Genomic DNA, 19,248 nt, shown 5'->3' with positions numbered 1-19,248 from the left:
GAATATGGATATGGTCTTTCGAGCCCTGGCCATTTATCTTTTTCTGGTCGTGGTATTCAAAGTGGCTGGACGGCGCGCGCTGCTGCAAATGACCAGTTTCGACCTGATCCTGTTGCTCATAATCAGTGAAGCAACGCAACAGGCGCTGTTGGGACAAGATTTTTCGGTCACCGGTGCGATGATTACGATCACCACGCTGGTGGTGGTAGACATTATATTTGGCTTAATGAAAAAGTATTTTTCTCCCGTTGAAAATATTCTGGATGGCACGCCGGTTATATTAGTGGAAAACGGCATTCCACTCATGGATAAGCTTAAAAAAGTGGATGTTTCTTGCGATGATATTCTGGTTTCAGCGCGTCAAAATAACGGCGTGACGGAGTTGAAGGAAATCAAATACGCTATTCTGGAAAGGAATGGTCATATTTCCATCATTCCTTTTGAAAATTAAGAGGCACCGCTATGCATAATCTGGAGCATGATAAAAATGAAACCGTCGGAGAGTTAACGAAAAAGCTGGCGACAAAACTCACGGATTTAGAGCTGCGTTTGACCACGGCGGAATCCTGCACGGGCGGCAATCTGGCGGTTGCGCTCTGCGCCGAGGAGAACACGGCAGAATTCTATGATGTCGGGATGGTGGTGTTCAGCGATGAGGCAAAAGAGAGGATCCTGGGCGTTCGTCATGAAACCCTCACGCGCTTCACCGCCGTCAGTGAACAAACGGTCACCGAAATGGCAGCGAAAATTCGCGACATTGCGCAGGCCGATATCAGTATCGCTATCAGCGGATATGCGGGCCCGGAAGGTGGGGATGACGGTACGGCAGCCGGAACCGTCTGCTTCGCCTGGAATTTAGGCGAGCGTACGGAAACGAGCACCGTGCACTTTTCCGGTGAATGTCAGGATGTGGTGGAAAAAGCGGTCCGTTATGCCTTATCTGAACTGATCGAGAAGCTATCAGGCTTGAAATAAAGGCGGAGGTTGTATGGCTGTAATTGTCATTACCGGCGGGACGGCGGGCGTGGGGAAAGCGACGGCGCTGCACTTTGCGAAAGCGGGTTACGATGTGGGTATTATTGCCCGCGAGGACGAGAGCCTGTACTCCACGCAAGAGGAGCTACGTCGTTTTGGCGTCAATGCGTATGCCGTGCAGGCCGACGTGGCGGAAAGCCAGGCCGTCGTCGATGCCGCCAACGATATTGAGTACCGCCTGGGTGCAATCGATGTGTGGGTTAATAACGCGATGGGGGCCGTGCTGGCACCGTTTCGCACGATGACGCCCGATGAATTTCGCCGCGTTACGGAGGTCACCTATCTGGGCTACGTGAACGGCACCCGCGCCGCGCTGGAACTGATGGTCCCTCGCGATCGCGGGGTAATTATTCAGGTCGGGTCTGCGCTGGCCTACCGTTCTATCCCCCTTCAGTCTGCCTACTGTGGCGCAAAGGCCGCGATACGCGGATTCACCGACGCCGTGCGTACCGAACTGATGCACGAAAACAGCCGGGTTCAGCTTTCAATGGTGCAAATGCCGGGTCTCAATACGCCGCAGTTTGACTGGGCGAGAAACAAATTTGCCTGGGCGATGCGCCCCGTTCCGCCCGTCTTTCAGCCCGAAGTGGCGGCCAGCGCCATTTTTAAGGTCGCGCAGAAACCGGTACGTGAACTCTGGGTGGGCAGCAGTACCGTTCAGTCGATTGTCGGGCAGTTTCTCTTCCCCGGTTTTCTTGACAGGCTGATGGTAAAAAAAGCGTGGGAAGGGCAGATGACCGATAAGCTGAACGCCGAAGATCGCCGGGACTATCTGGATCAACCGGTCAACGATCTGCACAAAATCCATGGACGCTTTTCTGCCGAAGCGAAGGATCGTGCCACGACCGTCTCCTCCGGCATGCCGGGGAAAGTGTTGCTCGGTTCGCTCGCGGTCGCGGGGCTGGTCATGGCTCGCCTGCTGTCGACCCGGAAAAAATAGTCAGCGCAGCGCGGTGCGGTTGGTCCAGAACCAGCGGTAGCCGTATCCGCCGATATTGAGCTCCACCGTTTTACCGGGCAGTAGCGCATCCTCGTACCGTTTGTCGGCCAGACAGGCGGTCCAGGTGGCGTGGCGGATCCCTTTCGCGGTGAACTGAACCGCCTTGTCGCTGAAGTTCACGAAGGTCAGAATGCTGCGCTCGTCGGTTTCATAATAGAGCCCCAGGACTGCATCGTTGTCGATGTTGATGAGTCGAAACGGCGCAATACCAATTTCCGGGAACTCTGAACGCGTATTGGCAATATCAATGATGCGATGCAGAAGCGAGTTGCGGTGCAGAAGGGAATCCGCCACGTTGATTTTTTGATAGCGGAAAGGACCGCTACCGATGACAGGGGCGATAAAGGTGTCGGGGTCGGCATCCGAAAAACCACCGCCCTGCGAGCCCGCCCACTGCATGGGGGTGCGGACGGCGTAACGCTCTTCCAGCTCCAGATCGTCACCCATGCCGATTTCATCCCCGTAGCGCATCACCGGTACGCCCGGCAGAGAGAACAGCACCGCGTGACAGAACGCCAGCCGTTTTTGATTGCCATTCAGCATCGGCGCCAGGCGGCGGCGAATGCCGCGCTGATACACGTTCATGTCGTCATCCGGGGCAAAGGTATCAAGAACGGTCTGCTTCTCTTTTTTGCCGATCCCCTCCAGATCCAGCTCGTCATGATTGCGCAGCCAGTTGGCGAAACAGCAGGGATCCGGCGGCACGATCATTTTCTTCACCGCCTTGCGCAGCGGGCGGGCGCTTTTCTCGGCCAGGCTGACGTAAAAATACTTGTTGAGCCAGAAGTTCAGCACCAGATTCAGGCGATCGTTATCACCAAAGTAGTCTTTATATTCCTCGACCTCGACGTCTACTTCCCCGAGCAGGATCGCATCCGGGTTGTGTTGCTCAATCAGCTGACGCATATGTTCGAGGATCCACAGCCCCTTTTTCTCATCCCCACGCCCGGCCTGCTTTGTCAGATGAGATGCCGCATCCAGGCGAAAGCCCGACACGCCGAGCTTGAGCCAGAAGAGGATGATGTTGTCGATCTCTTTGAGCACCGCAGGCGAGGCCAGATTCAGATCCGGCTCATGGCGATAGAACATATGCCGGTAGTATTGTCCGGCTTCATCGTCCCATGACCAGATGCTTTTCTCCACGCCGGGAAACATGGGCGGCGTGTCGTCATCGTCGTTATCGGACCACAGGTAATAATCACGAAAGGGGGACTGCGGGTTGCGGCGCGCCTGTTGAAACCAGGGATGCGCGTCCGAGGTGTGCTGGATCAGCAGCTCGATAATTACCTGCATGCCCAGCTCGCGAGCCTGCTCGATAAACGCGATGATATCCTTCAATTTTCCGAAACGCGGGTCGACCTGCAGGTGGTCGCTTACGTCGTAGCCTTCATCCAGAAACGGCGTCAGATAAAACGGGGTGATCCAGATAACCGTTGCCCCCATCCGGCGGATATAGCGCAGCTTGGCCCCAATTCCGGCGATGTCCCCGCAGCCATCGCCGTTCAGGTCGTAAAACAGGGCGGTATCAATCTGATAAGATAAATAATGGCTCGTGTATGCCAGCCTGCCATAGCGCACCTCAGTGATAGCCTTCCGTATCAGACACTTTGCCCCGGAAGACGTAGTAGCTCCAGGCGGTGTACACCAGAATCACCGGAATAATCAGCAGCGTCCCGACCAGCATAAATAGCTGGCTGGCAGGCGGCGCGGCGGCCTCCCACAGGGTAATACGCGGCGGAATGATATGCGGCCACAGGCTGATGCCCAGCCCGCTAAAGCCGAGAAAGATCAACCCGAGCGTCAGCAGGAACGGGCGGGCATGGCTGTTCGGATTGCGGGTCAGTCGCCAGATCCACAGGCTAAAAACCGCCACCAGCAGGGGGACCGGCAGGAACCAGAAGAAATTCGGCAGGGTGAACCAGCGGTCGGCCACGTACTGCCAGCCAAGGGGCGTCCAGATGCTGACCACCGCGATAACCCCAACCAGCGCCAGCAGCACGTGGCGGGTCAACTCGCGCATGCGGGTTTGCAGCGCGCCCTCGCTTTTCATGATGAGCCAGGTCGTCGCCAGCAGGGTATAAGCGACGATCAGCCCCAGCCCGCAGAACAGGTTGAACGGCGTCAGCCAGTCCAGCGATGAGCCGACAAAGCGTCGTCCTTCCACATCGAAACCGTTGATCATCGCCCCGACGACGATCCCCTGACTGAACGTGGCGAGCAAGGATCCGCCCGCAAAGGAGTAGTCCCAGAATTTGCGGTGCGACGGCGTCGCCTTGAAGCGAAATTCGAACGCCACGCCGCGAAAGATCAGGCCAATCAGCATGGCGGTAAGCGGAATGGTCAGCGCATCAATGATCACCGCATAGGCCAGGGGAAACGCACCAAACAGCCCAGCACCGCCCAGCACCAGCCAGGTTTCATTTCCGTCCCAGACCGGGGCCACGCTGTTTACCATCACGTCGCGTTCTTTGGCATCACCCACAAAGGTGAAGAGCATCCCAATTCCGAGATCGAAGCCGTCCATGATGATGTACATCAGCGTGGCGAAGACGATGATTGCAAACCAGATAACCGAGATATCAACGCCCATCAGCTTCTCTCCTCTTCAGGAACAGATTCAGCGGCAGACAGCGGACGGGCAGGGGTGCCCGAAGTGTTAGAGGTTAGGGTGCCAACAGGCTGCGGCCCTTTCTTAATTAGCCGAACGAGATAGACATAGCCCACGCCAAAGACCGAACAGTAGACCACGATAAAGGCCAGCAGGCTGATGCTCATCTGCAGCGTGCTGTGCAGCGATACGGCGTCGATGGTGCGCAGGTAGCCGTAGACTACCCACGGCTGGCGGCCCACTTCGGTGGTCACCCAGCCGGCCAGCAGTGCGAGGAGCCCGGCGGGCCCCATGCAGAGGGCAAACCAGTGGAACGGACGCGAGTGGTATAGCCGGTGCCGATAGCGCAGCCAGACGCTGAGCGCGCCGAGCGCAATCATCAGCAGCCCCATCCCGACCATAACGCGGAACGACCAGAAGACAATCAGGGAGTTAGGGCGATCTTCTTTCGGGAAGTCCTTCAGGGCGGGAACCTGTTTATCCAGGCTGTGGGTCAGGATCAGGCTGCCGAGCGCGGGGATCTCCAGCCCGTATTTGGTGCGCTCTTCCTCCATGTCCGGCACGCCAAACAGCAGCAGCGGCGTCGCTTCGCCCGGCGGGTTCTCCCAGTGCCCTTCGATGGCGGCAATCTTGGCGGGCTGGTGCTCCAGCGTGTTCAGGCCGTGCATATCGCCGACCACCGCCTGGATGGGGGCGACCAGCAGCGCCATCCACATCGCCATTGAGAACATTTTACGCACGGCGGGCGTGTCGTTGCCGCGCAGCAGATGCCACGCCCCCGATGCGCCCACAAACAGCGCGCTGCTCAGGAAGGCGGCGATAGACATGTGGATCAGCCGATACGGGAAGGAGGGGTTAAAGATTATTGCCAGCCAGTCCTCAGGGATCACCTGGCCGTTCTGAATACTGAAGCCCTGCGGAGTGTGCATCCAGCTGTTGGAGGCGAGGATCCAGAAGGTGGACATCAGGGTACCCAGCGCCACCATGCAGGTCGCGAAGAAGTGCAGGCCAGGGCCGACCTTGTTCCAGCCGAACAGCATCACGCCCAAAAAACCGGCTTCAAGGAAGAAGGCGGTGAGCACCTCATAGGTGAGTAGCGGGCCGGTGATACTGCCTGCGAACTGGGAAAAACCGCTCCAGTTAGTCCCGAACTGGTAAGCCATCACCAGCCCGGACACCACGCCCATGCCAAAGTTGACGGCAAAAATCTTTAGCCAAAAATGGTACAGCGAACGCCAGACGTCGTTTTTGGTGCGCAGCCACATGCCTTCAAGTACTACCAGATAGCTGGCAAGCCCGATGGTGATGGCGGGAAAAAGGATGTGAAACGAGACGGTAAAGGCGAATTGTATTCTGGCCAGATGAAACGCATCGAGTTCGAACATGGGCCGTACCTCTGGAACGGAGGGCTAACGAGAATTGCCAGGCAGCGTCAGGCTACCTGGCAAAACCGATTACGGTTTTTTCTTCCCTGCGCCAAGCTCGGCGCCGGTTAGCGGGTCGGCGTTTGGATCGGACTTCGTGCGTGCAGACATAGCTTTGACCAGCGTGGCCTGCTCGGTCGTAAGCGTTACGCTTGCACTGCCGTCTCCTCCGTCAACCGCTGGCTGGGGAGATTCCACGTAGTCGAAATGCTTATCGCTGTTCCAGCTTCCGCGAACTTCTCCACCTTCAGACATATTGTAGTACTTGTTGGTGTACTCCTCGATTGGCGGCAATTTTCCGGGCGGAAAATTATTGCGGATGGATTGCAGCGCCTTTTCAAAGGAGAGCTGGTGCGCCGCCTCACGCGTCATCAGAAACGCCAGCGCATCCTTAACCCCCGGATCGTCCGTCACGTTGATCAGTCGTTCATAAATGATCTTAGCTCTGGCTTCCGCCGCCACGTTTGAGCGCAGGTCGGCGGTGGGTTCGCCGATGGTGTCAATGTAGGCTGCAGTCCACGGCACGCCCGCCGAGTTGGTCAGCGGCGTACCACCGCCGTATAGCAGCGACGTGATGTGACTGTCGTTGCCGTTTTCGGTCATTGACCGATACAGTTCCGCTTCACTTTCAACCCCTTCCGCCAGTTCGCCTTTGGCCCCTTTGTTAAGCATACCGACCAGGGTGCCGATAATTTCGAGGTGGCTCAGCTCCTCGGTCGCGATATCCATCAGCATATCTTTGCGGCCAGGATCGTCATCGCTCAGCCCCTGAGTGAAGTAACGACAGGCGGCGGCAAGTTCGCCCTGCGGCCCGCCAAACTGTTCCAGTAACAGATTGGCCAGGCCCGGATTGGGTTCGGCCACGCGAACCGTATACTGCAGCTGTTTTACGTGTCGGAACATAGACTCTCCCTCTCCAGTTATTTTTTCGCTTCAACGCCGTCCGCGTCTGAGCGCAGCAGGAACTGTTCCGTCGTTTGCGGAATATGGCGAATCAGCCAGTCGGCCATTTCGCGCTCTTCCGCCAGGATGGTCTCAATGGCGGGTATCGAGGCGGTATCACCCGCTTTTTTGGCGGCTGCCAGCAGGGAGGTATAACAGGCAATTTCAAACTGCTCGAAAACGTAGCCGCTGATTGAGCCTTTTACGATCTCATCAGAGGGGAACATGCCGCCAATGGACTGTCCCAGGGCCGCCATTTTGCTCATTGAATCTTTTAAAACCGAACGTGAAATATCATTGCGGTCGAGTATTTCTTCCAGCAATGTAATTTGGCGTTTTGTCTCATTAATATGTTGTTCGATACGAGCACGTAAGTCGGGGTAATTTTCAATACGGCTGGCCATGGATTCCAGCATCGATTCGGCTTGCTTTTCCATCGCATGGGCATCGCGCAGCCAATCATGGTAGTGTTCTACATGATTCATAATAAACTCCTGTGAGTTATTTGTTTTAATTAAATGCTGATGCTCATTTATTTCCGGGGTTAACCTTTTTGGGCTTTTTGATTAATATTACCAACGGCCAGGTCGGTTAATTTAAGATCGGTTTCTTTCTCTTCTTCCAGTGTTTCGGCGAGAAGTTTAACGGCTTTTTTATAGCCAAGCTGTTCTGCTAATGTCGCCAGGGTACCGTAGCTCGCTATTTCATAATGCTCGACTTTTTGCGCAGCAGCGATTAATGCCGCATCGCGCACTTCATTTTTCTCTGTGCTCTCAATGACTTCATTTGCTTCTTCAATCAGGCCTTCCATTGCCACGCATTTCATGCGCTTTAATTTAATGCCGGATTCCTGCTCAATAATTTGGTCTATACGCTCAATTTGTCCCTGCGTCTCTTCAAGGTGTGCCGTAAACGCGGCGCTGAGCTGTTCGCTTGATGCTGCGCGGGAAAGTTTGCTTAGCGCACGAGTCAGCTGCTTCTCAGCGCTGTAGGTATCCGACAGGAGGTGAATAAAGACGTCTTCGATACTTTTCATGTTCATATTTATGTTCCCGTTAAATAAGTAAAGGGTACTGCGAGCCACCAGGCCCGCAGCATGCTCTCGGTTATTTATAAGAGACTTAAATAAGATCAGGAATTATCAGATTTACGGCCTCCGCCGTGACTGTTCTGTCCCCCTTTCTTACCTGCTTCAGACGCGCGTTGCGGATCGTTTTTGAAATTACCACCGCTGTGCTGGCCGCCTTTACGTCCAGCTTCAGATGCTTTATCACGGTCTTCAGCGAAATTACCGGAACCACCACGATGTTCTGCCATATATCAACCCTCTTGTTGCGTTTATGTCAGGAGATACGATTTTTTAATTCGTATCATTTGTCGTTCAGGAATTAACATTAGTCGTTCTGCTGGAAGAGTCAAATTACAGTTTCGCTTTATTTTGGTGTGAGGTGGTTACCGCTGCGAAATATACCGCTTCGTTATTTTACAGGTCTGTGCCTATAAATGGTTACGATATCCGTTGCTTACAGGTTCGATTCTTCGGTGCCTGCCGCCAGGTGCAGGTTTTTTTATCGTAAACCCGCCGCGGAAATGAATTACATGAGTTTACAAATTGCGTGAAAGAGAATGAAACGGCAACGTGCGCAATGAGAATAGTCTCAAGGTGATAAATATATGGAGGTAATAATTTGGGGGTAGGTGTGTGCGTTATTTATAAATAAAAGTGGTCATGAGTGAAAGCGCCACTGAAATAAATTTTCACCCTTATTCTTGCAGGCCCATTGCTGGCTTTTTGATATCGATAGACAGAAAACTTCGTAGTGCACGATGTGGCGAAATGGCAAGGTGAGCGCATTGTCATAAGCTGGAAAAAAACGATGAGCACAGCGCAAAATCTCTCCTTACCTGTTATTGAACTCTCCCGGTTGCAGGGCGATCCTCAACAGCGTAAAGCCTTTCTTGAAGACCTGGGGAAAGCAGCCCGCGATGTGGGGTTCTTTTACCTGACCGGGCACGGTATTTCTCAGGCGTTGCTGGACGATGTGCAGCGCGTCTCGCGTGAATTTTTTGCCCTGCCGGAGCAGGAAAAGCTGAAGGTCAGGATGGCCAATTCACCGCATTTTCGCGGCTATAACCGCGCGGGTTCGGAAATTACCCGCAGCCAGCCGGACTACCGCGAGCAATTTGATATTGGCGCTGAACGCTCTGCCATCGAAAGGAGCACTGGCCCGGTATGGCAACGCATGCAGGGACCCAATCAGTGGCCCGAAGCGCTGCCGGAAATGCGTGATGTGATCACTCTCTGGCAGCAGAAAATGACCGACGTGGCGCTTGAACTTCTGCGGGCTTTTGCCGAAGCGCTGTCCCTGCCGAGAAACGCCTTCGATGACCTTTACGGCGAATATCCCAACGAGCACATCAAGCTGATCCGCTATCCGGGGCGCAGTGAAAATGAATCCCGCCAGGGCGTTGGCGCGCATAAGGATTCGGGTTTCCTGACGTTGTTATTGCAGGACGAGCAGGGCGGTTTGCAGGTTGAGGTCTCGCCGAATGAATGGGTGGACGCGGTGCCGCTGCCTGGCGCATTCGTGGTTAATATCGGCGAACTGCTCGAACTGGCAACCAATGGCTATCTGCGCGCTACCGTACACCGCGTCGTCTCCCCGCAGGCTGGCCGGGAGCGCCTGTCATACGCTTTCTTCCTCGGCGCACAGCTGAATGCAGTCGTGCCGGTCTTTCAACTGCCCGACTCCCTCGCGCGGTTGGCACACGGACCAACCAGCGATCCGCTCAACCCCCTGTTACGCGAAGTGGGCTGGAATTATTTAAAAGGCCGACTGCGTTCTCATCCTGATGTGGCAAACCGTTTTTACGCGGATCACCTCAACAGCGAACCACAGTTTTAATAAACAATAAGAGATAAGACGATGATGAAATCTGCATTCTTTACGCTGGCTGGGCTCGCTTTACTGGTTTCACAAACGCTGCACGCCGCACCGTTACGTATCGCCGCCGATCCTATTCCCCATGCGGAAATCCTGGAGTATGTGAAAAAAATCGATCCTAAACTCGATCTGAAAATTATCGAGATGAGCAGCGGCGGGATTAACCCGAATGAGTTACTGGCTTCCGGAGAGGTGGATGCCAACTATTTCCAGCATCTGCCGTACCTGAAAGATCAGGAGAAGGCGCTGGGAAAAACCTTCAGCGTGGCTGCTGAAGTTCATATTGAACCCCTGGGTATCTATTCCCGTAAGGTGAAATCACTGGATGAATTACCGGAAGGGGCAAGCATTGCCGTGCCGAATAACGCCACTAACCTCAGCCGTTCATTGTGGCTGTTGCAGAGCAAAGGCGTGCTGAAACTGAAGGCCAGCGGCGACGCGGCCTCTACGCTGGTAACGCCTGCTGACATCAGCGACAACCCGAAGAAAATCAAGATTGTGGAGATTGAATCGCCGCAAATCCCGCGTGCGTTAGACGATGTGGACGCTGCGGTGATCAACGGCAACTATGCCCTTGAGGCGGGGCTGGTTCCGGCGAAAGACGCTTTAGGGCTGGAATCCGCCAGCAACAATCCTTATGCCAACCTGCTGGTCACCACGCCTGAATTGCTGAAGGACCCGCGTATTGCCGAACTCGCGAAAGACTTAACCTCCCCGAAGGTGGCAGCCTTTATCCGCGAGAAATACAACGGCTCGGTGATCCCCATTACGGCGCCACAGCATGATTAAACTCGAGCACATCAGTAAACAGTATCCCGGCGCAACCGCGCCGGCCTTGACGGACATTTCGCTGTCGATAGAAGAAGGAACGATCTTTGGCATTCTCGGGCGCAGCGGGGCGGGGAAAAGCACCCTGCTGCGCTGTCTGAATCGCCTTGAACAGCCGACGTCGGGTCGCGTACTCATCGATGGCCAGGATATCGCCACGCTGGGCGTGGCGCAGCTTCGCCAGCAGCGTCAGCAGATGGGCATGATCTTCCAGCACTTCAATCTGCTGCACTCGCGTACCGTCAACGACAATATCGATCTGCCGCTGGAGATTGCCGGTGTCCCGCGCCCGTTGCGTCAGCAGCGGGTTGCCGCCCTGCTCGAACTGGTGGGGCTGGGAAATTTTGGTCACGCGTGGCCCTCGCAGCTCTCAGGTGGTCAGAAGCAGCGGGTGGGCATTGCCCGTGCGCTGGCGGTACAGCCTCGCTACCTGCTGTGCGATGAAGCGACCAGCGCGCTCGACCCGGAAACGACTCGCGCTATTCTCGATCTGCTGGCTGATATTCAACAGCAGCTCAATATCACCATTGTGCTAATCACCCACGAAATGACGGTCGTGAAGCAGATCTGCCATGCAGCGGCCCTGCTGGAGCAGGGGGCGCTCATTGAGAGCGGGTCGCTTTCGCAAATTATGTCGCGTCGGGAAGGGCGGCTGCGTCAAATGCTGCTGCAGGATGGCGAAACCGATCGTGCTTTCCTGGCAAAATATGAGTCAGAGACGGGGGCGAGATGCGTAGCGTGAACTGGGATCGCTTTCAGGACTTAATGATTAACGCCACCCTGGAAACCCTCTACATGGTGGCGCTGGCGACGCTCTTTACGGTAGCCATTGGATTACCCGTTGGCGTGCTGCTGTTTATCACGCGTAAAGACGGTGTGTTACCCAACCGGGCGGTGGCTGTCGTGCTCAATAGCCTCGTCAATATTGGGCGAGCCTTGCCCTTTGTTATTTTGCTCATTGCCCTTATCCCGGTCACCCGGTGGATTGTCGGCACCACGCTTGGCAGCACCGCCGCCGTGGTACCCATTACGCTTGGCGCCTTTCCCTTTTTTGCTCGCATTGTTGAAAGCGCGCTGGATGAGGTGGATAGGGGACGCATAGAAGCGGTGGAGTCGATGGGGGGCAGCCACTGGCATATTGTCAGCCGGGTTCTCTTGCCCGAAGCACTGCCCGCGCTGGTGGCGGGAATTACGCTGACCATTGTGATGTTGATCGGTTTTTCCGCCATGGCGGGCGTTGTCGGCGGCGGCGGGCTGGGAGACCTGGCCATTCGCTATGGCTATCAACGCTTCGATAACACCCTGATTGCTGGCACGGTCATCGTGTTACTGCTGCTGGTGCAGACTATCCAGAAACTCGGCGACAGACTGGTACGATCGCTCGCTTACCGACGCTAACCGCCTCCCGCTTTCCTGTGCTATAACCCATTCACCAACATAATAACAACAGAGGCTATGTCGTGGATAAAGAGCTACTGGAAGCGGGATACCGGGCCTACACCGGTGAGAAGATCGACGTCTACTTCAATACCGGGATCTGCAAACATTCAGGAAACTGCGTGCGCGGCAGCGCAAAGCTGTTCAACCTGAAACGTAAACCGTGGATCGTGCCGGATGAGGTGGACGTTGAGACCGTCATACGCGTGATTGATACCTGCCCGAGCGGCGCGCTGAAGTATCGCCAAAAATAAGCGAGGAACCATGGATATTCTGGAAGGCCATAACAAATTTTACGTGAATGATGCAGACGGGAACCAGGTAGCGGAGATTGTCTTTGTTCCGACCGGTGAACACCTGAGCATTATTGAACATACCGACGTGGACGAAAGCCTGAAAGGGCAGGGCGTGGGTAAGCAGCTGGTGGCGAAAGTGGTGGAGAAGATGCGCGGTGAAAACCGTAAAATTATCCCGCTGTGCCCGTTTGCCAAACATGAATTTGATAATACGCGGGAATATGACGATATTCGGGCGTGAGAGAGGTGCCCGGCATTGCGCCGGGCACCGCGGGCTTATCCTACAAACATCACCGACACGCACAGCACGCCGACGATCAGCGTCAGCAGGTTGCCGATGGAACGATACGTCTTCAACGACGGGATCAGGTACGTCGACAGCGTCGGCATAATAAACAGGATCATCGCGATAAGCGGGCCGCTAATGGCATAAATCATCGAAATGGCGTTCGGATTGATGCAGCAGACCGCGAAGGTGATCAACGACACGCCAAGAATTGAAATCGCGCGGTTAAAGGCGCGGCTCTTTTTGACCCCCACCTGATTCAGCGACGATTTGACAATTTCCGTCGCCCCTTCAATCACCCCGAAATAGGTGCCGAGGAACGATTTCGACATCGCGATAATGGCCACAATAATCCCGGAAATGCCCAACCATGCAGGCGATGAGGGCATCATCGACAGCGCTGACAGGATCGTGACCCCTTGCTCTTTCGCCGACACAATGTACGACGGCGGGATAGAGAGCAGGCAGCTAAACACGAAGAACAGCACGCTCAGGCAGATAATCAGATACGCCACCTTCATGATTTTCTTGCATTTACCCATAGCCTCATCACCGAACTTCTCACGACGGTCAACCGCGAACGTCGAGATAATCGGGGTATGGCTAAAGGCGAAAACCATCACCGGGATCGAGATCCACACCTGATGCAACGTATGCCGATCGAACGCCATCTGGCTGGTGAGCAGCGAGGGCTGCCAGCTTCCCGTCAGGTACAGCGAGACAAACAGAAAATAGGCAATCAGCGGAAACACCAGGAATCCCATCACTTTGATGGTGATGTGCCGTCCCATCAGGAAGATCAGATTCAGTACCAGCACCACGCCAAAACTGACCAGCACGCGAACGGCGGTGTCCACGGTCATCTGTTTTGCCAGCTGCTCGGTTAACGAGTTGGTGATAGCCACGGCATAAATCTGCACCACCACAAAAAAGGCGATGAAATAGAGCGTGGTGATCAGATTCCCAATCTTTCTGCCGTAGTAGTGGGAAACGGCACCGGTGATCCCCTCATTACCTTTTGTCTTCGACGACAGAATAAACTGCGCCAGCGCTCTGTGCGGCCAGTAGGTTAATGGGTAGGCCACGAGGGCGGTAATAAACAGGACAATGGCGCCTGCGGAGCCCAGCTGAATGGGCAAGAACAGCGTTCCTGCGCCCACGGCCGTGCCATAGAGAGCGAAACTCCAGAGAGTCTCATCTTTTGACCAAATTTTCGACATTAGAGCAACGTTTCAACTATCAAACCATCAGAATGGCGTGCAATTTACCATAATTATGCGTGGAGAGCGCAGTTGCTTCGAAGGAGTTTGGCCGGAACGGGCGTCCGGCCAGAGGGCGTTTAGCCAGCCAGGGCGCGTCGTTGCTGGCGACGCTTAAGGAATTTTTCGCGCAGGGTATCGTACGCCCAGTTATAGAACATGGTGTACGGCAGGAAGAACAGGAAGAAACCTATTTCCAGCGTGAATGCCTGAAGCAACGTCACGCCGAGAACGGCGGCGACGATGGACACGCCAATCACAATAAACCCGCATTCGAACCCCAGGGCGTGCAGGGCGCGCACTTTCGCCGTGCGTTTGACCCGCTGAACGGGCCAGAAACGGTCGAAGCCAAAGTTATAGATAATGTTCCACAGCATCGCCGTGGTCGCCAGGATAATGGTTAACCCACCCATTTCCACCACGGAGCGCTGCATGAGCCAGGCTGCGGTTGGGGCGAGGATCGCCGTGGCAATCCCTTCAAAGCAGACGGCATGGAAGATCCGCTCCGGCAGTTTACGGTGGAGTGCATCTTGATGTTGCATAGTGACCTCATTAATTCGCCAGGATGGGCGTCGATGTAGCCTATTTTTATCGCTAAATCTGATATATTAAAGATAGTATCCATCGATAAAGTAGATAGTTCATGCGCTATTCCCCTGAAGCCCTCACCGCGTTTGTCGAGACCGTTGCCGCAGGTTCCTTTTCCGCCGCCGCCCGCCGCCTGCGTAAAAGCCAGTCCACAATCAGCACGTCCATAGCCAACCTGGAAGCCGATCTCGGGTTTGATCTCTTTGACCGCTCGGCGCGCCAGCCGGTGTTAACCGTCCAGGGCGAGCAGGTGCTGGGCTATGTGCAGTCGATCCTGGCCGCCAGCGCGCGGCTGGACGAACTGGCGGTGTCGTTAACCGCGCAGACCGAGGCGCGGCTGACGTTTGTGCTCTCCGATACGCTCAACCCGGACGTGCTTGAAAACCTGATGAAACAGTTCGACCAGCGTTTTCCACATACGGAATTCGAATGTCTGATTGGCGAAGAAGAGGATGTCATCGATCTGCTGCAGAAGGAGAGGGCGCAAATTGGCCTGACGGAAGCGCGCGGCAGTTATCCTACCGATATCGGCGTGACCCGGCTTCCCCTGCAGACCCGGATGGCGATTTACGTCAGCGCGGAACACCCCCTTGCCGGGCAACACGAAACCAAGGCTGATGAGCTACAGGGCTGGCGCGAGCTGCGCCTGAGCACCTATCTCGAACGCGAAGCCACCCTTGCCCGGGGGCCAGTCTGGTCAGCACCGAATTACCTGTTACTCTTGAGTATGGCGGTTCAGGGATTTGGCTGGTGTGTACTGCCCTGTGCGCTGGTCGATGAATTTGCGGCGGCGAAATCGCTGGTGCAACTTAATGTCCCCGGCTGGCCACGCGCGATTGGTGTCGATCTGCTCTGGAACAAACGATCTCCCCCTGGCGTCGCCGGAAGCTGGCTGCGACAGTATTTGCAGGACGCGCGCTGATCCTTGTGATTTAACTCACTAATTTTAAACAATCGCGATAATTGTTGATAACAATACTCTACTATCGTCAGGTCATTTAACACTGAGGTCGTGATGAAAGATGTCGTTATAGTGGGTGCGTTGCGTACAGCTATCGGCTGTTTTCAGGGGGCATTAGCGCGCCACTCGGCTGTCGATCTGGGTAGCGTGGTGGTGAAAGCGCTGGTGGAACGCAGCGGGATTGCCGCCCATGAAGTCGATGAGGTGATCCTCGGCCAGGTGCTGACCGCCGGAGCCGGGCAAAACCCTGCCCGACAGGCGGCACTGAAAGGCGGGCTGCCCAACACGGTTTCCGCCATTACCATCAACGATGTCTGTGGTTCCGGTTTAAAAGCGCTGCATCTCGCCACGCAGGCCATTCAGTGCGGCGAGGCGGATGTGGTGATTGCCGGTGGGCAGGAGAACATGAGTCGCGCGCCACACGTTCTGACCGACAGCCGTACCGGCGCGCAGCTTGGAAACAGCCAGTTGCTCGACAGCCTGGTGCATGACGGCCTGTGGGATGCGTTCAACGATTATCATATGGGCGTCACGGCGGAAAACCTGGCGCGTGAATATGGCATCAGCCGCGAGCTTCAGGACGCCTACGCGCTCAGCTCGCAGCAAAAAGCCCGCGCCGCAATTGATTCCGGACGGTTTCGTGATGAGATCGTCCCGGTCAGCACCCAGCGTCAGAACGGTGAAGCCGTGATGGTGGATACCGACGAGCAGCCGCGCACCGATGCCAGCGCAGAAGGGCTGGCGAAGCTTAACCCGGCATTTGAAACGTTGGGGTCGGTGACCGCAGGGAATGCCTCTTCCATTAACGATGGCGCTGCGGCCGTGATGATGATGAGCGAAAGCAAAGCGCAGGAGCTGGATCTTCCCGTGCTCGCACGTATTAAAGCCTTTGCCAGCGTGGGTGTGGATCCGGCGTTGATGGGGATCGCCCCCGTCTATGCGACGCGCCGTTGTCTGGAGCGTGCAGGCTGGCAGCTTAGCGACGTGGATCTGATTGAAGTCAACGAAGCCTTTGCCGCGCAGGCGATCTCGGTGGGCAAAATGCTGGAGTGGGATCCGCTGCGGGTCAACGTCAACGGTGGCGCTATCGCGCTGGGGCACCCTATCGGCGCGTCCGGCTGCCGTATACTGGTCTCCTTAGTGCATGAAATGAAAAAGCGTAACGCCCGTAAAGGCATTGCCACGCTCTGTATTGGCGGTGGGCAAGGGGTGGCGCTGGCGATTGAGCGGTGATCCTTTCCTTTCAAAAAGCAAACCTCCCCTCGGGAGGTTTTTTTTTACACATAGCGTGATGTTTTTACGATTGTCAGTTCAATCTCAATGCAGAGTGGAATAATTACTCGCTGTATTATTATCCCCGCTAACGTCTTACTGTGATCTCTCCCCTGAAATTTAAGGTTAATAATCCTCTTTTGTTGACTGACATCACGTCCATCTTTGCCAAAAAAAATGAAACAAATAATTACGATCCTGATCACTAAAATAACGTTTATTAAAAAATAAACTGCAGTTCCATAAAAACGAAACGCTATTTTATTTGAGGGTTTTTTCATGTTTAACAAATCTCTGGTCCTTGCCTCTCTTATTGGTGCGTCTTTTGCGGCTCAGGCGGTTACCGTCGATCTGCGCCATGAATATATTGATAACGGCGCGAACGCAGACCGCGTTGCGGTCTCGCATCGCTTTGCTAACGGCTTCGGCTTCTCTGTTGAAGCGAAATGGAAATCCGGTGGCGACAAGGCCGACCAGCCGTTTGCCGATGTTGTGGGTAACGGTCATGAAGACCAAATTAGCTGGCGCTGGAAAGCAACCGACAATATTGCGCTGACGCCTGCATTTACCATTGAGAGTAATGACAGCCGTACCATTTATAAACCGAACCTGCACCTGCAATACAGCTTCGATAATGGTTTTTACGTGGCGGCACGTTACCGTTACGAATATACCCGTTATCCGTCCAGCTCAAATAAAGACGATGACAAAGTTAACCGTGGCGATGCCTGGGTGGGTTGGGTCATGGGGGACTGGCGTACCGAGCTGAATTACGTTTATGCGAAAAGTACCGAGGGTATGATTCGTAATAATAATAAAGATTATTCTAACGAATATAACGCCAAGCTAGCCTATAAATGGGATCAAAACTGGGCGCCGTATGTTGAGGTGGGCAACGTGGGCGTAAAAGACACCGACGAGCGCCAGACCCGTTTCCGTTTAGGCGTGGCGTATTCCTTCTAAAGTCCAACTTATTCTCTAAAAACTGCCGGGTGGCGCTAGCGCTTGCCCGGCCTGGTCATTCCCTCCAGTCAGGCAGCCACCTACCAAAAAAAAGCCCTCCGAAACGGAGGGCAAGGCCAGTTACAGAAACACTAACTCAAATCAGGCATGCAACATTTCAGGTTGCTCGGGGAGTTTCGCGATATAGAGCGCTGGTTTGCCGTCTTTATCGGAACTGTACAGCACCGCTTTATCATCCGGAGTAAAGGATGGATGCGGGTGGGTGACCTGGCGGCTGTTTGCCACCGTCGCCCAGGAGGTGTCGTGACGCGCGATGCGGAAATAAGCTTTTTTCGCGACGTCGAAGGCATACAGGTACGGGTCGTTATCGATGGTGTAGCCCCCGGTGTCCTTGACGTCGACCGGCGTGCCTGAACCGTCGCCCACCAGCAGCGTGCCGTCAAAATTACTCATCAGATGCGAGCAGGCGGGCATCTGCATCACTGCCTCGTTAACGCCGGTTTCCGGGTCAAAACGGGAGATGGTGCGACCCTGCTGACCCTTCAGATACGAGACGTACACCAGCGCAGATCCGTTCGGCACCCAGAATTCATGCGTGCAGCTTTCGCCTTCTGCATGCGTTTTCACCTTACGCACGTTGCTGCCGTCTTCGTTAACCAGCCACATACGCGCGTCGACCAGGTCGTGCGGGCCTTCGTGGCAGAAGGCCACCGTGTTGTCGTCGAACGGACGATAAATAGGATGGCCCAGCCAGTTCTTCTCTTCATGGATAGTGGCGCTTGCGCCCGTTTTCAGATCCACGCGCAGCAGGCGGCAGTGCGGCCCCTTGTGGAAGAAATCGTGGAAAATCTTCCAGTCGTTCAGCGGCGTCCAGTCGCTTTTGGCGATCTCAATACCCACCAGTTTGGTGCAGTCGCTGTTGGCAACCCAGGTGCCGTAACCGACCCAGTCGTCAGAGACGCGATACACTTCGCGTTCTTCCAGCGTCTGCAAATCCACTTCCAGCAGGGTACGATCGTTCTTCACATAGTAGAAGGCGCTGTCATCCGGCGAAAGGAACCCACCAAACGTGTTATCCCCCGCGCCTTCCGTCAGCTGCACCGCTTCAGCCTTTTTCAGATCCAGCAAATAGTAGTTCCAGTGACCGTCGAACGCCCCTGCAAACAGCAGATGGCTGCCGTCGTTGAAGAAGCACTTCTGGTAAAAGTAGTTGCGATGACAGGTGACTTCCGGGGGGGTCAGGCGGGTGACTTCCACGCCTGTATCCGGATCGCGGCTGACCTCGTAGTTCAGCTTGACCCGCATACCTTTAGCCATAATGCACTCCTTTGGATGAGGTTGAGTTAAAAACTGGGTGTTAAATTATCAAAACGTTGTTTCATTGTGTGTGACTGGTGGCGCAAT

The 19,248-nt window shown here is 55.0% G+C and carries 21 protein-coding genes and 1 pseudogene; 12 read left to right on the top strand and 10 right to left on the bottom strand.

From position 1 onward, the window contains the following. Nucleotides 1-4 precede the first annotated feature (4 nt). From ACOQH0_RS18570 to ACOQH0_RS18560, 3 genes are read left to right on the top strand one after another with little or no spacing between them, the layout of a single operon-like run. Nucleotides 5-451 carry a DUF421 domain-containing protein gene (locus tag ACOQH0_RS18570; RefSeq protein ID WP_010435249.1) on the top strand — a complete coding sequence of 149 codons (447 nt, stop codon included), beginning with the start codon at nt 5-7 and terminating at the stop codon, nt 449-451. 11 nt (nt 452-462) lie between these two features. Then, nucleotides 463-975, top strand: coding sequence for a 2-oxo-tetronate isomerase (locus ACOQH0_RS18565; protein ID WP_421510959.1), 513 nt, complete (start codon nt 463-465; stop codon nt 973-975). Nucleotides 976-988: 13 nt separating this feature from the next. Beyond that, on the top strand, nt 989-1,975 hold the full coding sequence (locus tag ACOQH0_RS18560) for an SDR family oxidoreductase (protein ID WP_421510958.1): 987 nt from the start codon (nt 989-991) through the stop codon (nt 1,973-1,975). On the opposite strand, the pseudogene ACOQH0_RS18555 reads toward ACOQH0_RS18560, so the two are convergent. From ACOQH0_RS18555 to ACOQH0_RS18525, 7 genes and pseudogenes are all read right to left on the bottom strand, one after another. After that, nucleotides 1,976-3,606, bottom strand: a pseudogene (locus ACOQH0_RS18555) (alpha-amylase family protein). A gap of 8 nt (nt 3,607-3,614) precedes the next feature. Beyond that, entirely contained in the window at nt 3,615-4,625 is a 1,011-nt protein-coding gene (gene cydB, locus ACOQH0_RS18550; RefSeq protein WP_256458955.1) for a cytochrome d ubiquinol oxidase subunit II, read from the bottom strand. Further along, nucleotides 4,625-6,028 (bottom strand): cytochrome ubiquinol oxidase subunit I, encoded by a 1,404-nt coding sequence (locus ACOQH0_RS18545; protein ID WP_042714542.1) that lies wholly within the window; start codon nt 6,026-6,028, stop codon nt 4,625-4,627. The genes cydB and ACOQH0_RS18545 overlap by 1 nt, the downstream gene beginning before the upstream one ends. 69 nt (nt 6,029-6,097) lie before the next feature. After that, a complete protein-coding gene (locus ACOQH0_RS18540; protein WP_010435239.1) occupies nt 6,098-6,970 on the bottom strand; it encodes a manganese catalase family protein in 873 nt (290 codons plus the stop codon). Nucleotides 6,971-6,987: 17 nt separating this feature from the next. Then, nucleotides 6,988-7,494 (bottom strand): ferritin-like domain-containing protein, encoded by a 507-nt coding sequence (locus tag ACOQH0_RS18535; protein ID WP_010435238.1) that lies wholly within the window; start codon nt 7,492-7,494, stop codon nt 6,988-6,990. Nucleotides 7,495-7,553: 59 nt separating this feature from the next. Continuing rightward, on the bottom strand, nt 7,554-8,051 hold the full coding sequence (locus ACOQH0_RS18530; RefSeq protein WP_108416327.1) for a ferritin-like domain-containing protein: 498 nt from the start codon (nt 8,049-8,051) through the stop codon (nt 7,554-7,556). Between the two features lie 89 nt (nt 8,052-8,140). Then, complete coding sequence (locus tag ACOQH0_RS18525; RefSeq protein ID WP_004136767.1) at nt 8,141-8,326, bottom strand: general stress protein; 186 nt, start codon at nt 8,324-8,326, stop codon at nt 8,141-8,143. Between the two features lie 560 nt (nt 8,327-8,886). Here ACOQH0_RS18525 and ACOQH0_RS18520 point away from each other — a divergent pair. The 6 genes from ACOQH0_RS18520 to ACOQH0_RS18495 all read left to right on the top strand — a co-directional run bounded on the left by ACOQH0_RS18520 (nt 8,887) and on the right by ACOQH0_RS18495 (nt 12,756). After that, nucleotides 8,887-9,915, top strand: a complete 1,029-nt coding sequence (locus ACOQH0_RS18520) for an isopenicillin N synthase family dioxygenase (RefSeq protein WP_237844777.1) — start codon at nt 8,887-8,889, stop codon at nt 9,913-9,915. A gap of 24 nt (nt 9,916-9,939) precedes the next feature. Next, nucleotides 9,940-10,743 (top strand): MetQ/NlpA family ABC transporter substrate-binding protein, encoded by an 804-nt coding sequence (locus ACOQH0_RS18515; protein WP_407718927.1) that lies wholly within the window; start codon nt 9,940-9,942, stop codon nt 10,741-10,743. Then, nucleotides 10,736-11,524, top strand: coding sequence for a methionine ABC transporter ATP-binding protein (locus ACOQH0_RS18510; RefSeq protein WP_126544945.1), 789 nt, complete (start codon nt 10,736-10,738; stop codon nt 11,522-11,524). The genes ACOQH0_RS18515 and ACOQH0_RS18510 overlap by 8 nt, the downstream gene beginning before the upstream one ends. Beyond that, complete coding sequence (locus ACOQH0_RS18505) at nt 11,512-12,180, top strand: methionine ABC transporter permease (protein ID WP_089600363.1); 669 nt, start codon at nt 11,512-11,514, stop codon at nt 12,178-12,180. The genes ACOQH0_RS18510 and ACOQH0_RS18505 overlap by 13 nt, the downstream gene beginning before the upstream one ends. Before the next feature lie 62 nt (nt 12,181-12,242). Continuing rightward, complete coding sequence (yjdI, locus tag ACOQH0_RS18500) at nt 12,243-12,473, top strand: 4Fe-4S mono-cluster protein YjdI (RefSeq protein WP_010435213.1); 231 nt, start codon at nt 12,243-12,245, stop codon at nt 12,471-12,473. 10 nt (nt 12,474-12,483) lie between these two features. Beyond that, entirely contained in the window at nt 12,484-12,756 is a 273-nt protein-coding gene (locus ACOQH0_RS18495) for a GNAT family N-acetyltransferase (RefSeq protein ID WP_010435212.1), read from the top strand. 35 nt (nt 12,757-12,791) lie between these two features. On the opposite strand, the gene ACOQH0_RS18490 is transcribed toward ACOQH0_RS18495, so the two are convergent. Together ACOQH0_RS18490 and ACOQH0_RS18485 are read right to left on the bottom strand one after the other, a co-directional pair. Further along, the gene (locus ACOQH0_RS18490; protein WP_421510957.1) at nt 12,792-14,021 is read right to left on the bottom strand and encodes an amino acid permease; all 1,230 of its coding nucleotides are present in this window, start codon (nt 14,019-14,021) and stop codon (nt 12,792-12,794) included. Nucleotides 14,022-14,140: 119 nt separating this feature from the next. Next, nucleotides 14,141-14,602, bottom strand: coding sequence for a multidrug/biocide efflux PACE transporter (locus ACOQH0_RS18485; protein ID WP_042718447.1), 462 nt, complete (start codon nt 14,600-14,602; stop codon nt 14,141-14,143). Between the two features lie 101 nt (nt 14,603-14,703). Between ACOQH0_RS18485 and ACOQH0_RS18480 the strand changes: the two genes are divergently transcribed. The 3 genes from ACOQH0_RS18480 to ACOQH0_RS18470 all read left to right on the top strand — a co-directional run bounded on the left by ACOQH0_RS18480 (nt 14,704) and on the right by ACOQH0_RS18470 (nt 17,844). Then, nucleotides 14,704-15,570, top strand: coding sequence for a LysR family transcriptional regulator (locus tag ACOQH0_RS18480; RefSeq protein WP_089600351.1), 867 nt, complete (start codon nt 14,704-14,706; stop codon nt 15,568-15,570). Between the two features lie 93 nt (nt 15,571-15,663). Beyond that, on the top strand, nt 15,664-16,842 hold the full coding sequence (locus ACOQH0_RS18475) for an acetyl-CoA C-acetyltransferase (protein ID WP_089600353.1): 1,179 nt from the start codon (nt 15,664-15,666) through the stop codon (nt 16,840-16,842). 318 nt (nt 16,843-17,160) lie between these two features. After that, nucleotides 17,161-17,844 (top strand): oligogalacturonate-specific porin KdgM family protein, encoded by a 684-nt coding sequence (locus tag ACOQH0_RS18470; RefSeq protein WP_010435198.1) that lies wholly within the window; start codon nt 17,161-17,163, stop codon nt 17,842-17,844. Nucleotides 17,845-17,985: 141 nt separating this feature from the next. On the opposite strand, the gene ACOQH0_RS18465 is transcribed toward ACOQH0_RS18470, so the two are convergent. After that, nucleotides 17,986-19,161, bottom strand: coding sequence for an oligogalacturonate lyase family protein (locus ACOQH0_RS18465; protein ID WP_126815935.1), 1,176 nt, complete (start codon nt 19,159-19,161; stop codon nt 17,986-17,988). Between the last annotated feature and the right edge of the window lie 87 nt (nt 19,162-19,248).

Origin of the sequence: Enterobacter sp. JS8-1, assembly GCF_049187015.1 — a bacterium.
Lineage (GTDB): Bacteria > Pseudomonadota > Gammaproteobacteria > Enterobacterales > Enterobacteriaceae > Enterobacter > Enterobacter mori.
The sequence above is the reverse complement of the archived record's forward strand: the minus strand, read 5'-3'. Positions and strand labels throughout refer to the sequence as shown.